The sequence below is a fragment of the Agrobacterium sp. CMT1 genome (assembly GCF_037203725.1).
GTDB lineage: Bacteria > Pseudomonadota > Alphaproteobacteria > Rhizobiales > Rhizobiaceae > Agrobacterium > Agrobacterium pusense.
The window spans coordinates 400,682-420,179 of the sequence record NZ_JBBCAR010000001.1 but is presented as its reverse complement, the minus strand read 5'-3'; the positions used below and the strand labels follow the sequence as shown (position 1 = coordinate 420,179).

The 19,498-nt window shown below is 60.5% G+C and carries 14 protein-coding genes; 10 read left to right on the top strand and 4 right to left on the bottom strand.

The genetic code is table 11. The annotated features are described in order from the left end of the window. The first annotated feature begins 57 nt into the window (after positions 1-57). The 6 genes from WA845_RS02210 to WA845_RS02185 all read left to right on the top strand — a co-directional run bounded on the left by WA845_RS02210 (position 58) and on the right by WA845_RS02185 (position 8,104). Complete coding sequence (locus tag WA845_RS02210; RefSeq protein ID WP_020813609.1) at positions 58-1,020, top strand: glycine--tRNA ligase subunit alpha; 963 nt, start codon at positions 58-60, stop codon at positions 1,018-1,020. A 78-nt stretch (positions 1,021-1,098) separates the two neighbouring features. Next, positions 1,099-1,650, top strand: coding sequence for a LemA family protein (locus WA845_RS02205; protein WP_006699477.1), 552 nt, complete (start codon positions 1,099-1,101; stop codon positions 1,648-1,650). A gap of 74 nt (positions 1,651-1,724) precedes the next feature. Next, complete coding sequence (aroA, locus tag WA845_RS02200) at positions 1,725-3,002, top strand: 3-phosphoshikimate 1-carboxyvinyltransferase (RefSeq protein ID WP_112555788.1); 1,278 nt, start codon at positions 1,725-1,727, stop codon at positions 3,000-3,002. A 188-nt stretch (positions 3,003-3,190) separates the two neighbouring features. Then, on the top strand, positions 3,191-5,128 hold the full coding sequence (locus WA845_RS02195) for a DUF2207 domain-containing protein (RefSeq protein ID WP_337322160.1): 1,938 nt from the start codon (positions 3,191-3,193) through the stop codon (positions 5,126-5,128). A gap of 97 nt (positions 5,129-5,225) precedes the next feature. Beyond that, complete coding sequence (glyS, locus tag WA845_RS02190; protein ID WP_112553292.1) at positions 5,226-7,379, top strand: glycine--tRNA ligase subunit beta; 2,154 nt, start codon at positions 5,226-5,228, stop codon at positions 7,377-7,379. Positions 7,380-7,609: 230 nt separating this feature from the next. Beyond that, a complete protein-coding gene (locus WA845_RS02185; RefSeq protein ID WP_004440127.1) occupies positions 7,610-8,104 on the top strand; it encodes a DUF523 domain-containing protein in 495 nt (164 codons plus the stop codon). A gap of 55 nt (positions 8,105-8,159) precedes the next feature. Here WA845_RS02185 and WA845_RS02180 read toward each other — a convergent pair whose 3' ends face one another. The 3 genes from WA845_RS02180 to purD form a co-directional block, all read right to left on the bottom strand. Next, the gene (locus tag WA845_RS02180; RefSeq protein ID WP_004440129.1) at positions 8,160-9,983 is read right to left on the bottom strand and encodes a methyl-accepting chemotaxis protein; all 1,824 of its coding nucleotides are present in this window, start codon (positions 9,981-9,983) and stop codon (positions 8,160-8,162) included. Positions 9,984-10,299: 316 nt separating this feature from the next. Continuing rightward, positions 10,300-10,815, bottom strand: a complete 516-nt coding sequence (locus tag WA845_RS02175; protein WP_004440131.1) for a plant virulence effector HPE1-like domain-containing protein — start codon at positions 10,813-10,815, stop codon at positions 10,300-10,302. A gap of 156 nt (positions 10,816-10,971) precedes the next feature. Then, complete coding sequence (gene purD, locus WA845_RS02170; protein ID WP_112553294.1) at positions 10,972-12,243, bottom strand: phosphoribosylamine--glycine ligase; 1,272 nt, start codon at positions 12,241-12,243, stop codon at positions 10,972-10,974. A gap of 423 nt (positions 12,244-12,666) precedes the next feature. On the opposite strand from purD, the gene WA845_RS02165 reads away from it, so the two are divergent. From WA845_RS02165 to ubiA, 4 genes are all read left to right on the top strand, one after another. Further along, a complete protein-coding gene (locus tag WA845_RS02165) occupies positions 12,667-14,991 on the top strand; it encodes a Tex-like N-terminal domain-containing protein (RefSeq protein ID WP_112553296.1) in 2,325 nt (774 codons plus the stop codon). Positions 14,992-15,159: 168 nt separating this feature from the next. Further along, complete coding sequence (locus tag WA845_RS02160) at positions 15,160-16,416, top strand: SAM-dependent methyltransferase (RefSeq protein WP_037090848.1); 1,257 nt, start codon at positions 15,160-15,162, stop codon at positions 16,414-16,416. Between the two features lie 283 nt (positions 16,417-16,699). Further along, entirely contained in the window at positions 16,700-17,500 is an 801-nt protein-coding gene (locus tag WA845_RS02155; protein WP_112553586.1) for a MipA/OmpV family protein, read from the top strand. Positions 17,501-17,619: 119 nt separating this feature from the next. After that, entirely contained in the window at positions 17,620-18,573 is a 954-nt protein-coding gene (gene ubiA, locus WA845_RS02150) for a 4-hydroxybenzoate octaprenyltransferase (protein ID WP_112553298.1), read from the top strand. A 76-nt stretch (positions 18,574-18,649) separates the two neighbouring features. On the opposite strand, the gene WA845_RS02145 is transcribed toward ubiA, so the two are convergent. Then, entirely contained in the window at positions 18,650-19,216 is a 567-nt protein-coding gene (locus WA845_RS02145) for a DUF6101 family protein (RefSeq protein ID WP_004440141.1), read from the bottom strand. Positions 19,217-19,498: the final 282 nt, after the last annotated feature.

Here is a 19,498-nt window from a genome sequence, read left to right as displayed (position 1 = left end):
GTGGCACCAGTCCGCATCCGAAGTAAGTCAATGCTTACTTATCCTCCTAACGCCGCGATGACTGCAATGACCGATGTTCCCGACCATATGAACCCGAAGCGTTCCTTTCAGGCACTGATCCTGACGCTCCATAATTACTGGGCCGACAAGGGCTGCGCGGTGCTGCAGCCTTACGACATGGAAGTGGGCGCGGGTACGTTCCATCCGGCAACCACGCTGCGCGCACTTGGGCCGAAGCCGTGGAAGGCCGCTTATGTGCAGCCCTCGCGCCGCCCGTCGGACGGCCGTTATGGGGAAAACCCCAACCGTCTGCAGCATTATTACCAGTATCAGGTCATCCTGAAGCCCAACCCTTCAAACCTGCAGGAACTCTATCTCGGTTCGCTGAAGGCCATCGGCCTCGATCCGCTGCTGCACGATGTGCGTTTCGTCGAAGACGACTGGGAAAGCCCGACGCTCGGTGCCTGGGGCCTTGGCTGGGAATGCTGGTGCGATGGCATGGAAGTCTCGCAGTTCACCTACTTCCAGCAGGTCTGCGGCATCGAATGCTCGCCGGTCGCGGGCGAACTGACCTATGGTCTGGAACGCCTCGCCATGTATGTCCAGGGCGTCGACAATGTCTACGACCTGAACTTCAACGGCCGCGAGGGCGAAGAGAAGATTTCCTATGGCGACGTCTTCCTGCAGGCCGAGCAGGAATATTCCCGCCACAACTTCGAATTCGCCGATACGGCCATGCTGCATCGCCATTTCATCGACGCCGAAAAGGAATGCCAGGCGCTTCTCGCTGCCGGTGCGCCCGGTGACAACGATAATCAGCGCCTGCACAAATGCGTGTTCCCGGCCTATGACCAGTGCATCAAGGCCAGCCACGTCTTCAACCTTCTGGATGCGCGCGGCGTGATTTCGGTAACGGAACGTCAAAGCTATATCCTGCGCGTGCGCACGCTGGCAAAAGCCTGCGGCGAAGCCTTCCTGCTGACGGATGCAGGCGGGCTGAACTGGAACAGGGCCGCCTGAACCTTTATGTAAGGCGGGGCAACAGTCTAACGTGCGGACACCGTTCTGGTGTCCGCACCTCTTGAGGAGGGGTAGGGAATGTTCATCACGCTGGCAATCATCGCGGCGATCGCGCTTTATGTCGTCTTCATCTATAACGGTCTCGTCAAGGCGCGGCAGATGAAGGAAGAGGCGTGGTCGGGCATCGACGTGCAGCTGAAGCGCCGCGCTGATCTCATCCCCAACCTCATCGAGACCGTGAAGGGTTACGCGGCCCATGAAAAGAGCACCTTCGAGGAGGTGATCAACCTGCGCAACCGCGCGCAGGCCGTACCGGCGGGAGACGTTGAAGGTCGCGCCCAGGCGGAAGGACTGCTGTCACAGGCGCTCGGCAAGCTCTTTGCGCTCGCCGAAGCCTATCCCGATCTGAAAGCCAATACGAACTTTCTGGAATTGCAGCGCTCGCTCGAAACCATCGAAAGCGAGATCCAGATGTCGCGCCGTTATTACAATGGCGCTGCGCGCGATCTTAACGTCAAGGTGGAGAGCTTCCCGTCCAATCTCGTGGCGGGGCAGTTCGGTTTTGCCAAGGCGCCCTATTTCGAGATCGACAACCCGGCCGACCGCGCCGTGCCGACGGTGAAGTTCTAAGCACCGGCTCACAAATTCCCGCCGATATTCCGATAGCCCGGCTTTGCGCCGCATTCTTTGACAAGACGACGATCATGATCGAACTGACCATCACCCCGCCCGGCCACCCGCTTTCCGGCAAGGTGGAGCCGCCCGGTTCCAAATCCATTACCAACCGTGCACTTCTGCTGGCCGGGCTCGCCAAGGGCAAAAGCCGTCTCACGGGCGCGCTGAAAAGCGACGATACGCTTTACATGGCAGAAGCGCTGCGTGAGATGGGTGTCAAGGTAACCGAGCCTGACGCCACCACCTTCGTGGCGGAGAGTTCAGGTGTGTTGCATCAGCCGGAAAAGCCGCTTTTCCTCGGCAATGCCGGCACCGCCACCCGCTTTCTCACCGCCGCTGCCGCCCTTGTGGATGGCGCCGTCATCATCGATGGCGACGAGCATATGCGCAAACGCCCGATCATGCCGCTGGTGGAAGCCCTGCGCTCCCTCGGCGTTGAGGCGGAGGCGCCGACCGGCTGCCCGCCCGTCACCGTCTGCGGTAAGGGTACTGGCTTCCCGAAGGGCAGCGTCACGATCGACGCCAACCTTTCCAGCCAGTATGTGTCCGCACTTCTGATGGCCGCCGCCTGCGGCGACAAGCCTGTCGATATCATCCTCAAAGGTGAGGATATCGGCGCGAAGGGCTATATCGATCTCACCACATCGGCCATGGAAGCCTTCGGCGCAAAGGTGGAGCGGGTCAGCAACGCCATCTGGCGCGTGCATCCGACCGGCTACACGGCGACCGATTTCCATATCGAGCCGGATGCCTCGGCCGCCACCTATCTCTGGGGCGCTGAGCTTTTGACCGGCGGCGCCATCGATATCGGTACGCCGGCCGACAAGTTCACCCAGCCGGATGCCAAGGCCCATGAGGTCATGGCGCAATTTCCGCATCTGCCCGCCGAAATCGACGGTTCGCAGATGCAGGATGCCATTCCCACCATTGCGGTTCTCGCCGCCTTTAATGAAACGCCGGTGCGTTTCGTCGGCATCGCCAATCTGCGCGTCAAGGAATGCGACCGAATCCGCGCCGTCTCACTCGGCCTCAACGAAATCCGCGATGGTCTGGCGCATGAGGAAGGCGACGACTTGATTGTGCATTCCGATCCCTCGCTTGCGGGCCAGACGGTCAAGGCCTCCATCGATACTTTCGCCGACCACCGCATCGCCATGAGCTTTGCGCTGGCCGCACTGAAGATCGGCGGCATTGCCATCCAGAATCCGGCCTGCGTGGCCAAGACCTATCCCGGTTACTGGAAGGCGCTCGCCTCGCTCGGCGTCGAATACTCGGAAAAGGAAACCGCTGCCGAGCCGCAGCATTAGAAGAAAGGTATTGGTTTTCCGTCATTCCGGCCCTGAGCCGGAATCCAGTGCGATCAAGTCCTTGATCGCGAAAGACTCTTCAAGCCGCGCAGACGCGCGGCTGCTGGATACCGGGTCTAGCCCGGTATGACGGCAATGACTGTATTCTGAAACCGGAAACGCTCCATTCCCTTAAGGAGAAATCACCCGTGAAGACCATCGCCGCAAGATTTCTCGCGCTGTTCGTCTTCCTGGGCGCGGCCTTCCCGGCTTTCGCGGAAGAGTTCATCCGTTCGTATCATTCCGTCATCGAGGTTGCGCGAGACGGAAAGCTGACGGTGACGGAGACCATCACCGCCCGCGCCGAAGGCCAGAACATCAAGCGCGGCATTTTCCGCGATTTTCCGCTTTATGCGCTGGATGCGAATAACCGCCGCACCAAGGTAGATTTCAGCGTCGTTTCGGTGGAGCGCGATGGTGCGCCGGAGAACTGGCGCACCGAAACCATCGATGGCGGCATCCGCATCTATACCGGCAGCGCCGACAGGATGTTGCCGACGGGCGAGCATATCTTCCAAATCACCTACACCACCGCGAGGCAGATCCGTTATTTCGGCGACTATGACGAGCTGACCTGGAATGTTACCGGCAATGGCTGGCAATTTCCCATGGGCGAGATTTCCGCCACCATCACGTTGCCTGATGGTATCAAGGCGACGGATACCGCCGTCTTCACCGGTCCGCTTGGCGCAAAAGGCAAGGACGCCCGCATCCTCAGTGAGGGCAACGAGGTTTTCTTCGCCTCCACTCGCCCCTTTTCGGTGGGCGAGGGCATGACGGTTGCGGTGAAACTGCCCAAGGGGGCTATCACGGCTCCTGACACCACGCAGGAGGCGGGGTGGTGGCTGCGGGATAATCTCGCCATCCTCCTTTCGGGCGGCGGTCTATTCGTCGTGCTCCTCTATTATCTGCGAGCCTGGTTCGCCGTGGGCCGCGATCCGGCAAAAGGCGTCGTCGTGCCGCGCTGGGACGCGCCGGATGGACTTTCCCCGGCGCTGGTCAATTACGTCGATAACCGCGGTTTTTCCGGCGCGGGCTGGACGGCGCTTTCCGCTTCGGCACTTGATCTGGCCGTAAAAGGTTATGTGGTTCTGGAGGACCTGAAGAACGCCATCGTCATCCGCCGCACGCAAAAGGCGACGGCCGACAACCTGCCGACGGGACAGAAGACGCTGCTTTCCTCCATCGGTGGGCCGGGGGAGACACTAACCATCGACAAGGCCCATGGGGCGGAGGTCGAGAAGGTCGGCAAACAGTTTCGCGCAGCTATAGAGAAAGAACATCGCGGCAAGTATTACCGCAGCAATGCCGGCTACACCGTCTTCGGTATCTTCCTCAGCCTCGCCCTCATCGTTGCAACGCTGGTCTTCGGCGATCTGGATGAGAGCGCCATCGCCGCTGTGCTGGTCTTTGGCTTTTTTGCTTTCTTTTTCAGCATCCTTTCGATTGGCATCGGCCGGCAGTTTTCGCGCGGCGCGCCGCTGCGCAAGCGGATCGGTGGCATCGTCATGCTCGCCTTTGCCGGTTTCGTGGCCTTTTCGGCCATTGGCGGCATCGCCACGCAAATCCTGCTTGACGTTACACATGACACCAAGTCACTGGCGCTCGCTGCCATCGGCGGAATCGTGCTCACCAATGCGCTGTTCCTGTTTCTGATGGGCGCACCGACGCCGCTCGGTCGCAAGCTGATGGATGGCATCGAAGGCCTGCGGACCTATCTGACGCTGGCCGAAAAGGACCGGATGAACATGGCGGGCGCGCCGGCCATGTCGCCGCAACATTTCGAAACGCTGCTGCCCTATGCCGTGGCGCTTGGCGTCGAAAAGCCCTGGAGCCGTACGTTCGAGACCTGGCTCGCGACCGCCGCCGCCGGTGCCGCCGCGGCAAGTTATGCGCCGGGCTGGTACCTGGGCAGCAATTACGGCAGCTTTGGCGACAGGATCGGCGGGTTCTCAACCTCTATGGCAAGCACAATCGCCTCCACCATTCCGCAGCCTGTCAGCTCTTCCGGCTCCAGCTTCTCAGGCGGGGGCGGGGGCGGTTTTTCCGGCTCTGGCGGCGGCGGTGGCGGTGGCGGCGGCTGGTGATGCCTGCCGCGGTAATTTAACCGATAGCTGGTGACTTTTGCCGCTGGTCTTGCTAAGTCCGCGACACTCTTTTGCAACAGATTAAAGTCCTTATCCCATGCCCGATCTTCTGCTTGAACTTCGCTCCGAGGAAATCCCTGCCCGCATGCAGCGCAAGGCGGCGGGCGATCTGAAGAAACTCGTCACCGATGCCTTGGTGGAGAGAGGGCTGACCTATGAAGGTGCGCGTGAATATTGGACACCGCGTCGCCTGACGCTGGATATTCGTGGCCTCAACGCCCGCTCGGCCGATGTGCGTGAGGAAAAGAAGGGTCCGCGCACCGATGCCAATGAAAAGGCCATCGAAGGCTTTCTGCGTGGCGCGGGCCTCAACGATATCTCGGAAGCGCAGGTTGTTTCCGATCCGAAGAAGGGTGATTTCTACATCGCCATCATCAACAAGCCGGGCCGTCCGGCGGAAGAGATCATCGCCGAGGTGATGCCCGGCATCATCCGCTCTTTCCCCTGGCCGAAATCCATGCGCTCCGGCCCGGCCTCCATGCCCAAGGGCTCCAGCTATGCCGGTATCGAAGGCAAAGGTTCGGAAAGCCTGCGCTGGGTGCGGCCGCTGCAATCCATCGTCTGCCTGTTCGGCCCCGAACACGATGAAACGCAGGTCATCCCGTTTGCCATCGATGGTATCGTTGCCGGTAACGTCACCTATGGCCATCGTTTCCATGCGCCGGGTCCGATCACCGTGCGCCGTTTCGAGGATTATGTCTCGAGCCTCGAAAAGGCGAAGGTCATTCTCGATGCCGAGCGCCGCAAGGACATCATCCTGCACGACGCCAAGGACCTCGCTTTCGCCAACGGCCTCGACCTTGTGGAAGACGAAGGCCTGCTGGAAGAAGTTTCCGGCCTGGTCGAATGGCCGCAGGTGCTGATGGGCACTTTCGAAGAGGACTATCTGCAAATTCCCGCAGAAATCATCCGCCTCACCATCAAGACCAACCAGAAGTGTTTCGTCACCCGCAACCAGGGTGCGGAAGAGGGCCTTTCCAACCGCTTCATCCTTGTCTCGAACATCGAGGCGAGTGATGGCGGCGAGGAAATCATCCACGGCAATGGCAAGGTCGTGCGCGCGCGCCTGTCCGATGCCCGCCATTTCTGGACCCGTGACCAGGGTGATCTGCCCGATCTTGAGATGCTGAAGGACTCGGCTGCAAAATTCAGCCTCGATCTTAAAAAGCCGCTCGACCAGCGCATGGCGAAGCTCGATGCGCTCAACGTCACCTTTCACGCCAAGCTCGGAACGCAGGGCGAGCGCGTATCCCGCATCCGCGACCTGGCGAAGACGCTGGCCCCGATCGTCGGCGCCGATGCCGCGCTGGTGGACCGCGCCGTTGTGCTGGCCAAGGCCGACCTGCGCACCGAAGCCGTCGGCGAATTCCCCGAGCTTCAGGGCTTGATGGGCCGCAAATATGCGGCGCTTCAGGGCGAAAACGAAAGCGTCGCCGCCGCCATCGAAGATCACTACAAACCGCAAGGCCCTTCCGACCGCCTGCCGGCCGATAAGGTGGCGATCACGGTCGCTCTTGCCGACAAGCTCGACACCCTCATCGGCTTCTGGGCCATCGATGAGAAGCCCACCGGCTCGAAGGACCCCTTCGCGCTACGCCGTGCGGCGCTGGGTGTGGTGCGTATTCTGCTTGAGAAGAACGTGCGGCTGCCACTGCTGAGCGTTGCCAAGGATCCGGACCTTCTCTCCTTCTTCCACGACCGTCTGAAGGTCTATCTCCGCGATCTCGGCGCGCGTTACGATCTGATCGACGCCGTCCTGACGCCGGAATCCGACGACCTGCTGATGATCGCCCGCCGTGTCGAAGCGCTCACCGCCTTCATCACCGGCGAGGATGGCCGCAACCTTCTGGCAGGCGCCAAGCGCGCCACCCAGCTTCTGGCCGCGGAGGAGAAGAAGGGGACTGTGGTGGCGGATGGCGTTTCGGAAGAGTTGTTGAAGCTCGATGCCGAAAAGGCGCTTTATGCGGCGATCAAGACCGCGTCTGCCGATGCCGCGAAGGCTGTTGCCGGCGAAGATTTCCGCTCTGCCATGCAGGCGCTTTCGACGCTTCGCGCGCCCGTCGATAAATTCTTCGAAGATGTGCTCGTCAACGACGAGGACGCGGCCATCCGCGCAAACCGTCTGGCGTTGCTGAAGGCCATTCGCGAGGCAACTGGCACGGTTGCGGATTTCTCGAAGATAACGGGCTGATGGGGTTGGGGTAGCCGTACATGTCAGTGTGCGCGGTTCACCCCCCCTCTGTCCTGCCGGACATCTCCCCCTCAAGGGGGGAGATAGACCTGTGGCGAGCTCTCAACCACATTGAACGTTTCGGGAAGAGGGGGAGCATGCCTCTCGCCGATCTCCCCCCTTGAGGGGGAGATGCCCGGCAGGGCAGAGGGGTTAAGCCACAGCCTCAACTCCCGCAGGATAACTTCCCATTGACCCACCCCACCTCCAAAATCCTCATCAGCGCCTGCCTCCTCGGCCAACCTGTCCGTTACGACGGCAGAGGCAAGCCCTTCTTCCACCCGGCGATCGACCGCTGGCGCAGCGAAGGCAGGCTGGTGGCGATCTGTCCGGAGATGGCGGGCGGTATGCCCGTGCCGCGCCCGCCGGCGGAAATCGAAGATCGTGCCTCCGGTTTCGATGTGCTGGAGGGCCGCGCCCGCGTGCTAGAGGTGACCGGCGGCGATGTCACGGCGCAATTCATTGCCGGCGCAGAAAGGGCGCTGGCCTTTGCGAGGGCCAATGCCTGCACATACGCGCTTCTGATCGACGGCAGCCCGTCCTGTGGATCGGTTGCGATCTATGACGGTTCGTTTTCTGGCGTCAAACATGCGGGCAATGGGGTGACGGCGGCGCTGCTCGAAAAAGCCGGTATTGCCGTTTTTTCACCTGCCGATATCGACCGGCTGGATGTGCTGACCCGTTAAAAGAAAAGCGCCGGAGTTCCCCGGCGCCTTTGTTCATCGATAGTCTTGCGGCGTATCACCCCGCCATGCGCAGCTCATGCGCCATGGCATGAAGCTGGTGACCGGACGACACGCGGAAGCCGCGGATGAGGTTCAGCAGTTCCTCGGTGTCCACGGCAAGCGCTTCCGCCGAAGCCGTGGTTTCTTCCGCCATGGCCGCATTGTGCTGGGTGGCGACGTCGAGCTGGTTGAGCGATGAGGAGATCGAGCGCAGCGTCGTATCCTGCTCGGCTGCCGAATGGGCGATCTTGCTGACGATCTCGTTAGCGGATTTGATCTGGTCCGAGATACGCTTCAGTGCATCGCCGGCCTCGCCCACAAGCCGCACGCCATTTTCCACCTGGGCGGAAGAGCGGGCGATCTGGTCCTTGATCTCTTTGGCGGCAGCCGCGGATTTCTGTGCGAGTTCGCGCACTTCCTGCGCTACCACGGCAAAGCCCTTGCCAGCCTCACCCGCGCGAGCAGCTTCGACGCCGGCATTCAGTGCCAGAAGGTTGGTCTGGAAGGCGATATCGTCGATCACGCCGATGATGTTGGAAATCTGGTCGGAAGACTGCTCGATGCCGCTCATCGCCATGATCGCTTCTTCCACCACACGGTCGCTGCGCATGGCTTCCGAGCTGACGGTGGTGACACGCTTGGCGGCGTCAGCTGCCCCTTCCGCCGTCTGGCGCACCGCAACGGTCAGTTCGTCAAGTGCTGCGGAGGTCTCTTCCAGATTGGCAGCCTGCCGTTCGGTACGCTGCGATAGCTCGTTGGAGGCCTTGCGGATTTCTTCCTTTGAGCCGCCAATGTCGATGCTCTTGGAATTTACCTTGGCCATGGCGGCATCGAGATGGGTCAGGGCCTCGTTGAAATTGTCGCGCAGCGTTGCGTAACGGTTGCCGAGGTCGCCGCAGCGCACGGTCAGATCGCCGCCGGCCAGCTTTTCCAGCGCCTCGCCGATGGTGGCGACCACACGCGCCTGCAATTCTGCTTCGTCGCGCTGCATGTCGAGGTTGTTCTGGCGCTCGGCATTGAGCTGTTGCTGCTGTTCTTCCTCACGGCGCTGCATGGCATGGCGCTCGCGTACCTTGTCCTGAAGCGAGGCAGTAGCCTTCGCCATCATGCCCACTTCGTTGGTGAGGCCAGTATGGGGAATGGCGAGCGAGACGTTTTCATTGGCGACTTCGCCAAGCGCGCGGTGAATATCGCCGAGGGGCTTCGAGATACCACGGATGACATAGAAAGCGGCTGCAAGCGCCAGCACGAAGATCAACGCGCCGATGGATAGCGCCTTCATCACCTCGCCGCGCACCTGTGCGTTCAGATCATCGATGTAAACGCCGGTCACGACCACCACCTGCCAGGGTTCGAAGGCAAGTGCATAGGAGCTCTTGGCGTAGTCATTGCCTTCCATGCCGGGCTTCGGGCCGTAGAAATCCGTCTGGCCGCCGCCATTGCGACCAAGCCGCACCAGCTCGTCACGATAAGCGAAACCCTTGCTGTCAGGCTTGCCCTTGAAGTTCTCGCCGACGCGCTTGGCATCGGGATGGAACTTCATCGTCACATCGTAATCATAACCGAAGAGGTAGCCATCCGGGGTGAAGCGTATGGCGCTGACGGTCGCATAAGCCTGCTTCATGGCCTCGTCGCGCGAAAGGGTGCCGGCCTTTTCCTTGTCGTGGAAGGATTGCAGGATGGAGATGGCCGACTGCACCTGAGTCCGCAGCATTCCGTAGCGTTCCTCATAGATCGCGTCGGTGGCGGACTTGAGCTGGTAGAAGGTTGCCACGGCGAAGGCGGCCATCAGGGCCACTACGAGAACGATCAACTGACGGGAAATGGAAAGGTTCTTCATGGGCGCTCACAAGCGTTTGGCCTCGCGCGCCTCGCTTTGCCGCGCGCTGCCGGTGTTTCGGAAAAGGGAGAAGCGCATGATGCGCCGGGAAAGGCCCGAAGAGCGGTATCCGCCCAAGGCCTTATGCTGTGCTGCATTGCACCATGAGATGACTTAGCAGCCAAAAATTTGAAGATATATTTAATTAGTGGAAGCTTTATCACGCCAGCCGGCGGAATAACCCCTGGAGGATTTTTAATTCCCCAAATGGTTGCTGACGGCCTTTAAAAATACAGCGCGGACGCGATTGTTTGACATTTGTCATCCAATCCGCAGGTCAGTTGCCGCGCAATTGGAAGTCCGGGAAGTTGCTCGGAGCGGGCAAGGCAGACGCGCGTGAGGAGGCCGCCGCATCGGTACTCGAAATTTCCCTCGTAGCCGCAGTGGTGGTCGTCATGTCTATGCCGGCGGGCGTCGCAGCGGTTTCCTGCGTGTGCGCCGTTGGCTCCACGTCGTCATAGGTGGCGATTGCGGTGCCAGACGCTTCCTTCGGCATCCATGCCGGATTGGTGCTGACAAAAGTCACGGGCGCGCCGCCGAGCCATGCTTCCGTGCGCACCAGCGTCTGCTTGCCATCCACTTCCCGCATTTCCGTGTGCTGGGTCCCGGGTTTTATGGAGGGAATACTGTAAACCTGCGCCGCGGTTTTCTCCTTGACCTGCTGGCAACCCGTGCAGTCGCGACGGATGAAGCTGCCATTGGTGGTATGAACACCGTTGATATATTCGATGGAAGACGCCATGGCAGACCCGCCGGTCAGCACGACAATCGCTGTCAGAAGAAGACGCCGCATCGAAAAAGCCCCCAAATAACGGCGCCGCCTCGTGATACGGGCAAAGTGCGCCATTCCATGTTCGGGCAAGTATTACCGGCGTTTCGTTTCCATCGGGTCAGCAAACTTGGTAAAAATTGAACGAAATATTCGTTGACGGCCCGTTTGATCTAAAAATCAGGCCTTTTCGCGCGCCACAGCCTGCCAGCCGATATCGCGCCGGCAAAAGCCGTTTTCCCACTCCACCCTGTCCGCCAGCGCATAGGCGTGGGCCTGCGCCTCCGTCACGGTCTTTCCAAGGGCGGTAACGTTCAGCACGCGGCCACCCGTAGCCACCAGCCTGTCGTCCTTCAACGCAGTCCCGGCATGGAACACCTTCGCTTCTTCGCTCGCTTCAGGAATATGCGCGATCGGCGTGTTCTTGTCGTATGCGCCGGGGTAACCCTTGGAAGCCAGGACGACGGTCAGCGCAGCCTCGTCGCGCCATTCCGCGTCAACCCTGTCCAGTGTGCCAGTGGCCGTGGCGTAGAGGATGGGCAGCAGATCACTTTTCAGGCGCATCATCAGCACCTGGCATTCTGGATCGCCGAAGCGCACGTTGTATTCAATGAGTTCCGGGCCCTTGCCGGTGATCATCAGTCCAGCAAAGAACACGCCGGAGAAGGGATTACCGTCTTTCGCCATGCCCGAGATCGTCGGCTCGATGATTTCCTTCATGGTGCGCTCCACCATGGTCGCGGTCATTACGGGGGCGGGCGAATAGGCGCCCATGCCGCCGGTGTTCGGGCCGGTATCGCCATCGCCGACGCGCTTGTGATCCTGCGCGGTGGCGAGCGCCAGCGCGGTCTTGCCGTCGGAAAGGCAGAAGAAGCTCGCTTCCTCGCCATCGAGGAAGGCCTCCACCACCACTTCGGCGCCGGCCGCGCCGAAAGCGCCGTCGAAGCAGTCGTCAATCGCGGCAAGCGCTTCCGCTTCCGTCATGGCCACGGTCACGCCCTTGCCGGCGGCAAGCCCGTCGGCCTTGATGACGATGGGCGCACCCTGTGCGCGGACATAGTCCTTGGCCGGCTCTGCGGATTTGAAACGCTGGTAAGCGCCGGTCGGAATATCGTAGCGCGCGCAGAGATCCTTCGTGAAACCCTTGGAACCCTCCAGCTGCGCTGCCGCTTTCGATGGCCCGAAAGTGGCGATGCCGGCAGCACGCAGGTCATCCGCCAGACCGGCGACCAGCGGTGCTTCTGGGCCGATGACGACGAAGTCGATTGCCTTTTCTTTTGCAAAGGCGATGACGGCCGCGTGATCTTCCACGTTCAGCTCCACTAGCGTCGCATGGTCGGCGATGCCGGGATTGCCGGGGGCGGCGTAGAGCGCATCAAGCAGGGGAGACTGGGCGATTTTCCACGCCAGCGCATGTTCGCGTCCGCCGGAACCGATCAACAGAACTTTCATGGTCAATACCCCTGCAAATTCGCCAGTAACCTTGTGTCAGCGGCGTTAAGGGCAGGGGGGCGAAAGGTCAAGACGAATATGTGGCGATTGCCGCGCATGGAGCCTGCGAATAGAGGCTGCAAATCCCTCCTCCGTCATGCCGGACTTGATCCGGCATCCAGCCACGGCGCGTCTGCGCCGTGAAAGAGTCTTAAGCGATCAAGGACTTGATCGCACTGGACCCCGGATCAAGTCCGGGGTGACGGTGTGCGGATGGTGCCGTTCTGCATCAGAAATCGCTTTTCGAGACGCCGCGGTCACTACGATGAATTGCCTGTCTTTCCCCTGAAGTCAGCCTTTCCTGTGGAATCGTTGTCGCCTCTTGTTGTCACGCCACAATCAGACATTATGGTCGCCGCTTCAGATATGACAGCAGAGACCCATATGACCGCAGACAACGCCCGCCTCGCCACGCTCATCGCCTCCGAAATCAACGCCCGCCCCGATCAGGTAAAGGCGGCGGTGACCCTGCTGGACGAGGGCGCGACCGTTCCCTTCATCGCCAGATACCGCAAGGAAGTGACGGGAGGGCTTGACGATACCCAGCTGCGCACGCTTTCCGAACGCCTTGTCTATCTGCGCGAACTCAATGCACGTCGCTCTTCCATCGTCGATTCCATCAGCGGGCAGGGAAAGATGACCGATGAGCTGATGGTCAAGATCATGCAGGCGGGCACCAAGGCCGAGCTGGAAGACCTCTACCTGCCCTATAAGCCGAAGCGCCGCACCCGTGCCGAAATCGCCCGCGAAAGGGGTCTGGGGCCGCTTGCCGAAGCCATATGGGAAAACCGCGCCGCCGATCCGGCGAAACTGGCGGAGGCCTATGTGCAGGGAGAGGTGGCCGATGTGAAGGCGGCGCTCGAGGGCGCGCGCGACATCGTGGCTGAAACCATGACGGAAAATGCCGATCTGCTTGGCCGCCTGCGCGATTACATGCGCCAGAACGCCACCTTCCGCGCCAAGGTGGTGGATGGCAAACAGGCGGCGGGCGAGAAGTTTTCCGATTATTTCGACCATTCCGAACGCTGGGCGGCGGTGCCGGGCCACCGGGCGCTTGCCATGCTGCGCGGCTGGAACGAGGAAATTCTGACATTGACGATCGATGTCGATGCAGACGATCCCGCACCGGTGAAGCCGGCGCAGCGCACCATCGCCGCCGCCTTCGATATCCGCAATGCTGGCCCCGCCGATCAATGGCTGATGGAGGTCGCCGGCTGGACCTGGCGCGTGAAACTCTCCATGTCGCTATCGCTCGACCTGATGCGCGAGTTGCGTGAGCGGGCGGAAGAAGAGGCGATCAATGTCTTCGCACGGAACCTCAAGGATCTCCTGCTGGCCGCCCCCGCCGGATCGCGCGCTACCATGGGTCTCGATCCGGGCATCCGCACCGGCGTCAAGGTGGCCGTGGTCGATGGCACCGGCAAGCTGCTGGACACCTCGACGGTTTCCCCCTTCCAGCCGAAGAACGACGTGCGCGGCGCGCAGGCGGAACTCGCCTTGCTCATTCGCAAGCACAATGTCGAGCTGATCGCCATCGGCAATGGCACCGGCAGCCGCGAGACGGAAAAGCTGGTGGCCGATCTTCTGGCCCAGATGCCGGCTTCCGCTTCAGGTACAAAGCCCACCAAGGTAATCGTGTCGGAGGCGGGCGCATCCGTCTATTCCGCTTCGGAACGGGCGGCGGCTGAATTCCCCAATCTCGATGTATCGCTGCGCGGCGCGGTCTCGATCGCCCGCCGCCTTCAGGACCCGCTGGCGGAACTGGTGAAGATCGAGCCGAAATCTATCGGCGTCGGTCAATACCAGCACGATGTCGATCAGGGCCGCCTCAGCCGCTCGCTCGATGCTGTCGTGGAAGATGCCGTGAATGCCGTCGGCGTAGACCTCAACACGGCCTCGTCGCCGCTTCTGGCGCGGGTTTCCGGTCTCGGTGCCTCGATTGCCGATGCCATCGTTGCCCATCGCGATCAGACCGGTCCATTCGCGAGCCGCAAGGAATTGCTCAAAGTGCCGCGCCTCGGCCAGCGCACCTTCGAACAATGCGCGGGCTTCCTGCGCATTCCAAACGGCAAGGAGCCGCTGGATGCTTCGTCCGTTCACCCGGAAGCCTATGGCGTGGCGAAGAAGATCGTCGCCGCCTGCGGCCGCGATCTGCGCTCGCTGATGGGCGATAGCGCCACCTTGAAGTCGCTGGACCCTAAGAAGTTCATCGATGAGCAGTTCGGCCTGCCGACCGTCAAGGACATCATCGCCGAACTGGAAAAGCCCGGCCGTGACCCGCGCCCGAGCTTCAAGACCGCGACCTTTGCCGAAGGTGTGGACGAGATCACCGATCTGAAACCCGGCATGTTGCTGGAAGGCACCGTTACCAATGTGGCTGCCTTCGGCGCTTTCGTGGATATCGGCGTGCATCAGGACGGGCTGGTGCATGTCTCGCAGCTCGCCGACCGTTTCGTCAAAGACCCGCATGAGGTCGTCAAGGCGGGTGATGTCGTCAAGGTGCGAGTCGTTGAAGTGGATGTGAAGCGCAAGCGCATCGGGCTGACCATGCGTAAGGATGGTGGTGAGGCTGCGCCGCAGCCGATGCGGGAGAAGGGCAATACCAACGCCATGCGCCACGCGACATCCAAGCCCAAAGATCGCAACGAGGGGTCGCAATCCGGTGGTGCACTGGCAGCTGCCCTGGCTGAAGCCATGAAGCGGCGCTGACCTGCGGTTGAAATGATTTTTCTGAGTAAAGCCCTGCCATACACCTCGGCAGGGCTTTTTGCTTGATGAAATCGTTCAATTTTTTTGAAATAAGACTATCTTGCAACTTATGCCGAAAGGAATACGGTCAGCAAAATTGATAAGTGAGACTTAGCAATTGGGGGTGCCATGGCGTCGTCTCTGCATGTTCTTCTCGAAAAGATAATCAAGAACGGTGATCTGACCGTCAACAGCCCCGGCGGCAGCCGCACATTCGGCAATGGTGCCGGAAAGAAGGTGGTTCTCAACTTCACCGACGAAGCCGCCATGCAGGAGATTGCCGCCGATCCGGCGCTCAAGCTTGCTGAAATGTACATGGAAGGCCGTGTGAAGGTCGCGGAAGGCGACATTTATGATTTTCTGGCGCTGGTCAAAAGCAATACGCTGAGCGAAGCCCTGTCCTTCGGCATGATCTGGCGTGGCATGGCTCGCATCATCGCCGCCCGCATCAAGATGCATCTGCCGGTCAATCACAACAAGAGCAACGTCGCCCACCATTATGATCTGAGCGCAAAGCTGTTTGACCTCTTTCTCGATGAGGACTGGCAATATTCCTGCGCCTATTTCAATCCGCCCGGCATCAGCCTCTATGAGGCGCAGGTCGCGAAAAAGCGGCACATCGCCGCCAAGCTGATGACCGAGCCGGGCCAGAGTGTTCTGGAAATAGGCTCCGGCTGGGGCGGCATGGCCATGTATATCGCCGAGAGCGCCGGAGCCGATGTCACCGGCATCACGCTTAGCGAGGAACAGCTGCGCGTTTCCCGCGACCGAGCCGCAAAACGCGGTCTTGCCGGCAATGTCCGCTTCGAGTTGCAGGATTACCGTTATCTGCCTGCCTCGAAAAAATACGACCGCATCGTCTCCGTCGGCATGTTCGAACATGTCGGGCCGACCCATTATCGCGACTATTTCGAGAAGGTGGCGGAGGTGCTTGATGACAAGGGCGTGATGGTGCTGCATTCCATCGGTCAGCCCTATCCGGCACTGGCGACCAACCCCTTCATCGAAAAATATATTTTCCCCGGCGGCTATATCCCATCGCTCGCGGAAGTGTTGCCGGCCCTCGAGAAGTCGCGGCTGCTGGTAAAGGATATCGAAATTCTGCCCATGCATTATGCCCATACGCTTCGCCACTGGCGGGAACGTTTCGTGGCACGCAGGGCAGAAGCGATCGCGCTTTACGATGAGCGCTTCTTCCGCATGTGGGAGTTTTATCTGGCGGGGTCGGAAATGGCCTTCACCCATGAAAACTTCCACATCTTCCAGATCCAGATCGCCAAGGACCGCGATGCCGTGCCGCATAATCGCGACTACATTGCGCAGAACGAGGCAAAGCTGCTGGAGTTTGAGAAGACCCGGGCGCCGCTGGAGAAAGTGACATTCTGACGACGGTGTGGGCGACGAGTGACCGAATTGCGGAGAGTATTGACAAGCGTCTCCGCAATCTCGGCGTCACCCTCGGGCTTGTTCCGAAGATCTATCCACGTTGCGTAAAGTCCTTCGGTCGCAGATGCTCGGGACAGGCCCGAGCATGACGAACGAGAGGTTTGGCGCCGTGTCGTGAGCCTCGCAGTGGTGTCTGCTTCTTAACGCACTGGTTAATCGAATGGAAAGACAATCCCTCTAATTCTACGGACACCTGTCTGTATTGCGTTTCTGGGGTTCTTTCATGTTCAAGCCATCAGCGGCCGTTGCCGCCTGTGTTGTATCGCTTTTTGCCGTGGGCAATGCCCATGCGGATGGCTGGTTTTCCGGCGACTGGTATCTGAAACTCGGCGGCGCGGGTTTCACTGCGCCGAAATATCAGGGCGATAACAAGAATGAATTCGGCTTTTCGCCCATCATTTCCCTCGGCCGTCAGGGGCAGGGCGCCCGTTTCACCTCCCGGAACGACAGCGCCTCGATCTCGCTTCTGGATAACGGCCCGATCAGCATGGGTCTCGCCGGCCGCCTGATTTCTCCACGTGATGAGGGTGATTCTGCCGATCTGAAGGGCATGACGCGTATCAAGCGCGGCGGCGAGCTTGGTGGTTTTGCCGAGGCTTATCCGACCGACTGGCTGCGCGTTCGCGGCGAAGTTCGTCAGGGCATCCGCAGCCACAGCGGCGTGGTCGGCGATGTCGCTGTCGATGCCTTCACCGATATCGCCCCCGGCATCCAGATTTCGGCCGGCCCGCGCGCCACGTGGGTGAGCAGCAAATACAATGAACGTTATTACGGTGTGAGTGCGGCACAGGCGGCCGCCGGCGCGCCATCGCCCTATAGCCCGGGCGGCGGCCTGCATTCGGCCGGTATCGGCGCCGCCATCACCTGGAAAGTCACCGAAAATGCCGAAGTCGGCTCCTTTGCGGAATATCGCCGCCTGACCGGCGATGCCGCGGACAGTTCGCTCGTGCGCGAGCGCGGTTCGAAGAACCAGTTCATCATCGGGGTTCAGGCGAGCTACAAATTCAATTTCTCCCTGCCCTGACACGAGTGGAGATATGCTCCTGAAAAGCCCCGCCGCGAACCGCTGCGGGGCTTTTCTGCGTGTACGGTCGGCTGCTGAAATCCATTCCGATTTTACGGCTGATGCTGTAGAACCATCCCATGGTTCACCACAGCGATTTGTCAGACCGCGTCTCCGACGCGCCATCCAATAACTGGGTCTATCGGATTTTGCCGAGGCCCCTCTGGCCCTATGCGCAGCTGGCCCGGTGGGATCGACCCATCGGCTGGCAATTGCTGATGTGGCCATGCTTCTGGTCCGCAGCCCTCGCGGCCAACGCGGCGGTGGCGACCGGCGGCTTTTCCTGGGGCACGCTGCTCTGGCATCTAGTGCTGTTCTTCATCGGATCGGTGGCGATGCGCGGCGCGGGCTGCACCTATAATGATCTGGCCGACCACAAGATCGACACGGCAGTGGCGCGCACCCGCTCGCGACCGCTGCCGTCGGGCCGGGTGAGCCGCGGACAGGCCAAGGTCTTCATCGTCCTGCAGGCGCTTGCCGGGCTGGTCGTCCTCCTGCAGTTCAACAGTTTCGCAATCGCGACCGGTATGTTCTCGCTGTTCTTCGTGGCGATCTATCCCTTCGCCAAGCGCTTCACCAACTGGCCGCAATTTTTCCTCGGTCTTGCCTTTTCCTGGGGCGCGCTGATGGGCTGGGCGGGGCAGTTCGGATCAATTGCCTGGCCGGCTGTCCTGCTTTATGTCGGCTCCATCGCCTGGACGATCGGTTATGATACAATCTACGCCCATCAGGACAAGGAAGATGACACGGCGGTGGGCATCGGTTCTACCGCCCTCCTGTTTGGAGAAAACACACATCGCTGGCTGGTTTTCCTTTATGGCACAGCCCTTGCCATGATGTTCCTGTCGTTCTGGACGGCGGGTGTTAACGTCATTGCCTATAGCGGACTTGCCGCCGCGGCTCTCATGCTGTTCCGGCAGGTATGGGTGCTTGATATCGATGACGTTGACCAGTGTCTCGTGCTGTTCAAATCCAACAACCGCGTCGGCGTGCTGATTTTCGCAGGGCTCATTCTGCCGCTGCTGCTGGTGTAAGCTGCTGGAATAGCGAATACGAAAAAGCCCGGTCGCGTCATCCGCGCCGGGCTTTTGTGTTCTGGATTGAAGAAGATCAGTTGCGGGCGATGATTTCCTTGCCCTCGATCTTCATGCTCATGCCGAGCGAACCGGTGGAACGGCGAACGAGGAAGCGCGGGCGGCGCTCCGCGAAATAGGAATGGCGGCGGCGCGGACGGGTATTCTGGGTGCGCACCTTGCCGAGGTGTTCTTCCAGCGGACGGGCGACGCCATCGGCTTCCACCATCAGCATGGGAATGCGGTAGGCCTCGGACCAGCTGCGCCAGTCGGCGGCGATATCGCACAGATCGTGGGCGACGAGAAGCGGAACGCAAAGATCCGGATCGTCGTGATGCAGCTCGAGAGTCACCGTCACCTGCCCGTCACCATGGTCGATGGCGCGGGCGGCAACACCCTTGAAGGCGCGGGCAGGCAGGGCGAAGGACAGAGGCAGGCCGGAAGAGGACAGAACCTTTCTCAGAACGGCGCCCCGTTCATCGAGGGTGACGGCGACATCGGTCGCGCCATTGCCTTTTCCATAGGTGACCTGTTGCGGAAAACGTGCCGGGTCTAACCTGAGAGTGGCGACGGCCCAGTCGGGCTTCAGAACGGTCTTGGTCATGTTTATTCTACCCTTGTTTTACCTGAGAGCCGGTTTCCGGTCTTCTCATCGGGACTTTTCGTCCTCTGATGTCAGGAGAATATCCGCCGCCTGTTCGAGACTGCTTAAAAATCGCGGTTAAGAAAACTTTGCATTCCCAAATGGTTAGCAAAACACACTGTGGCATGGTTTCGCTTGGGTAAAGGAGATCGGGACAATGCGGTTTTTATCCCGGTCGAAATTGTGCTCTTTCAAGCTCCGGGCAAGGCGCGTCCTGCATAGTCGCGTCGGGCCCTGCCGCGC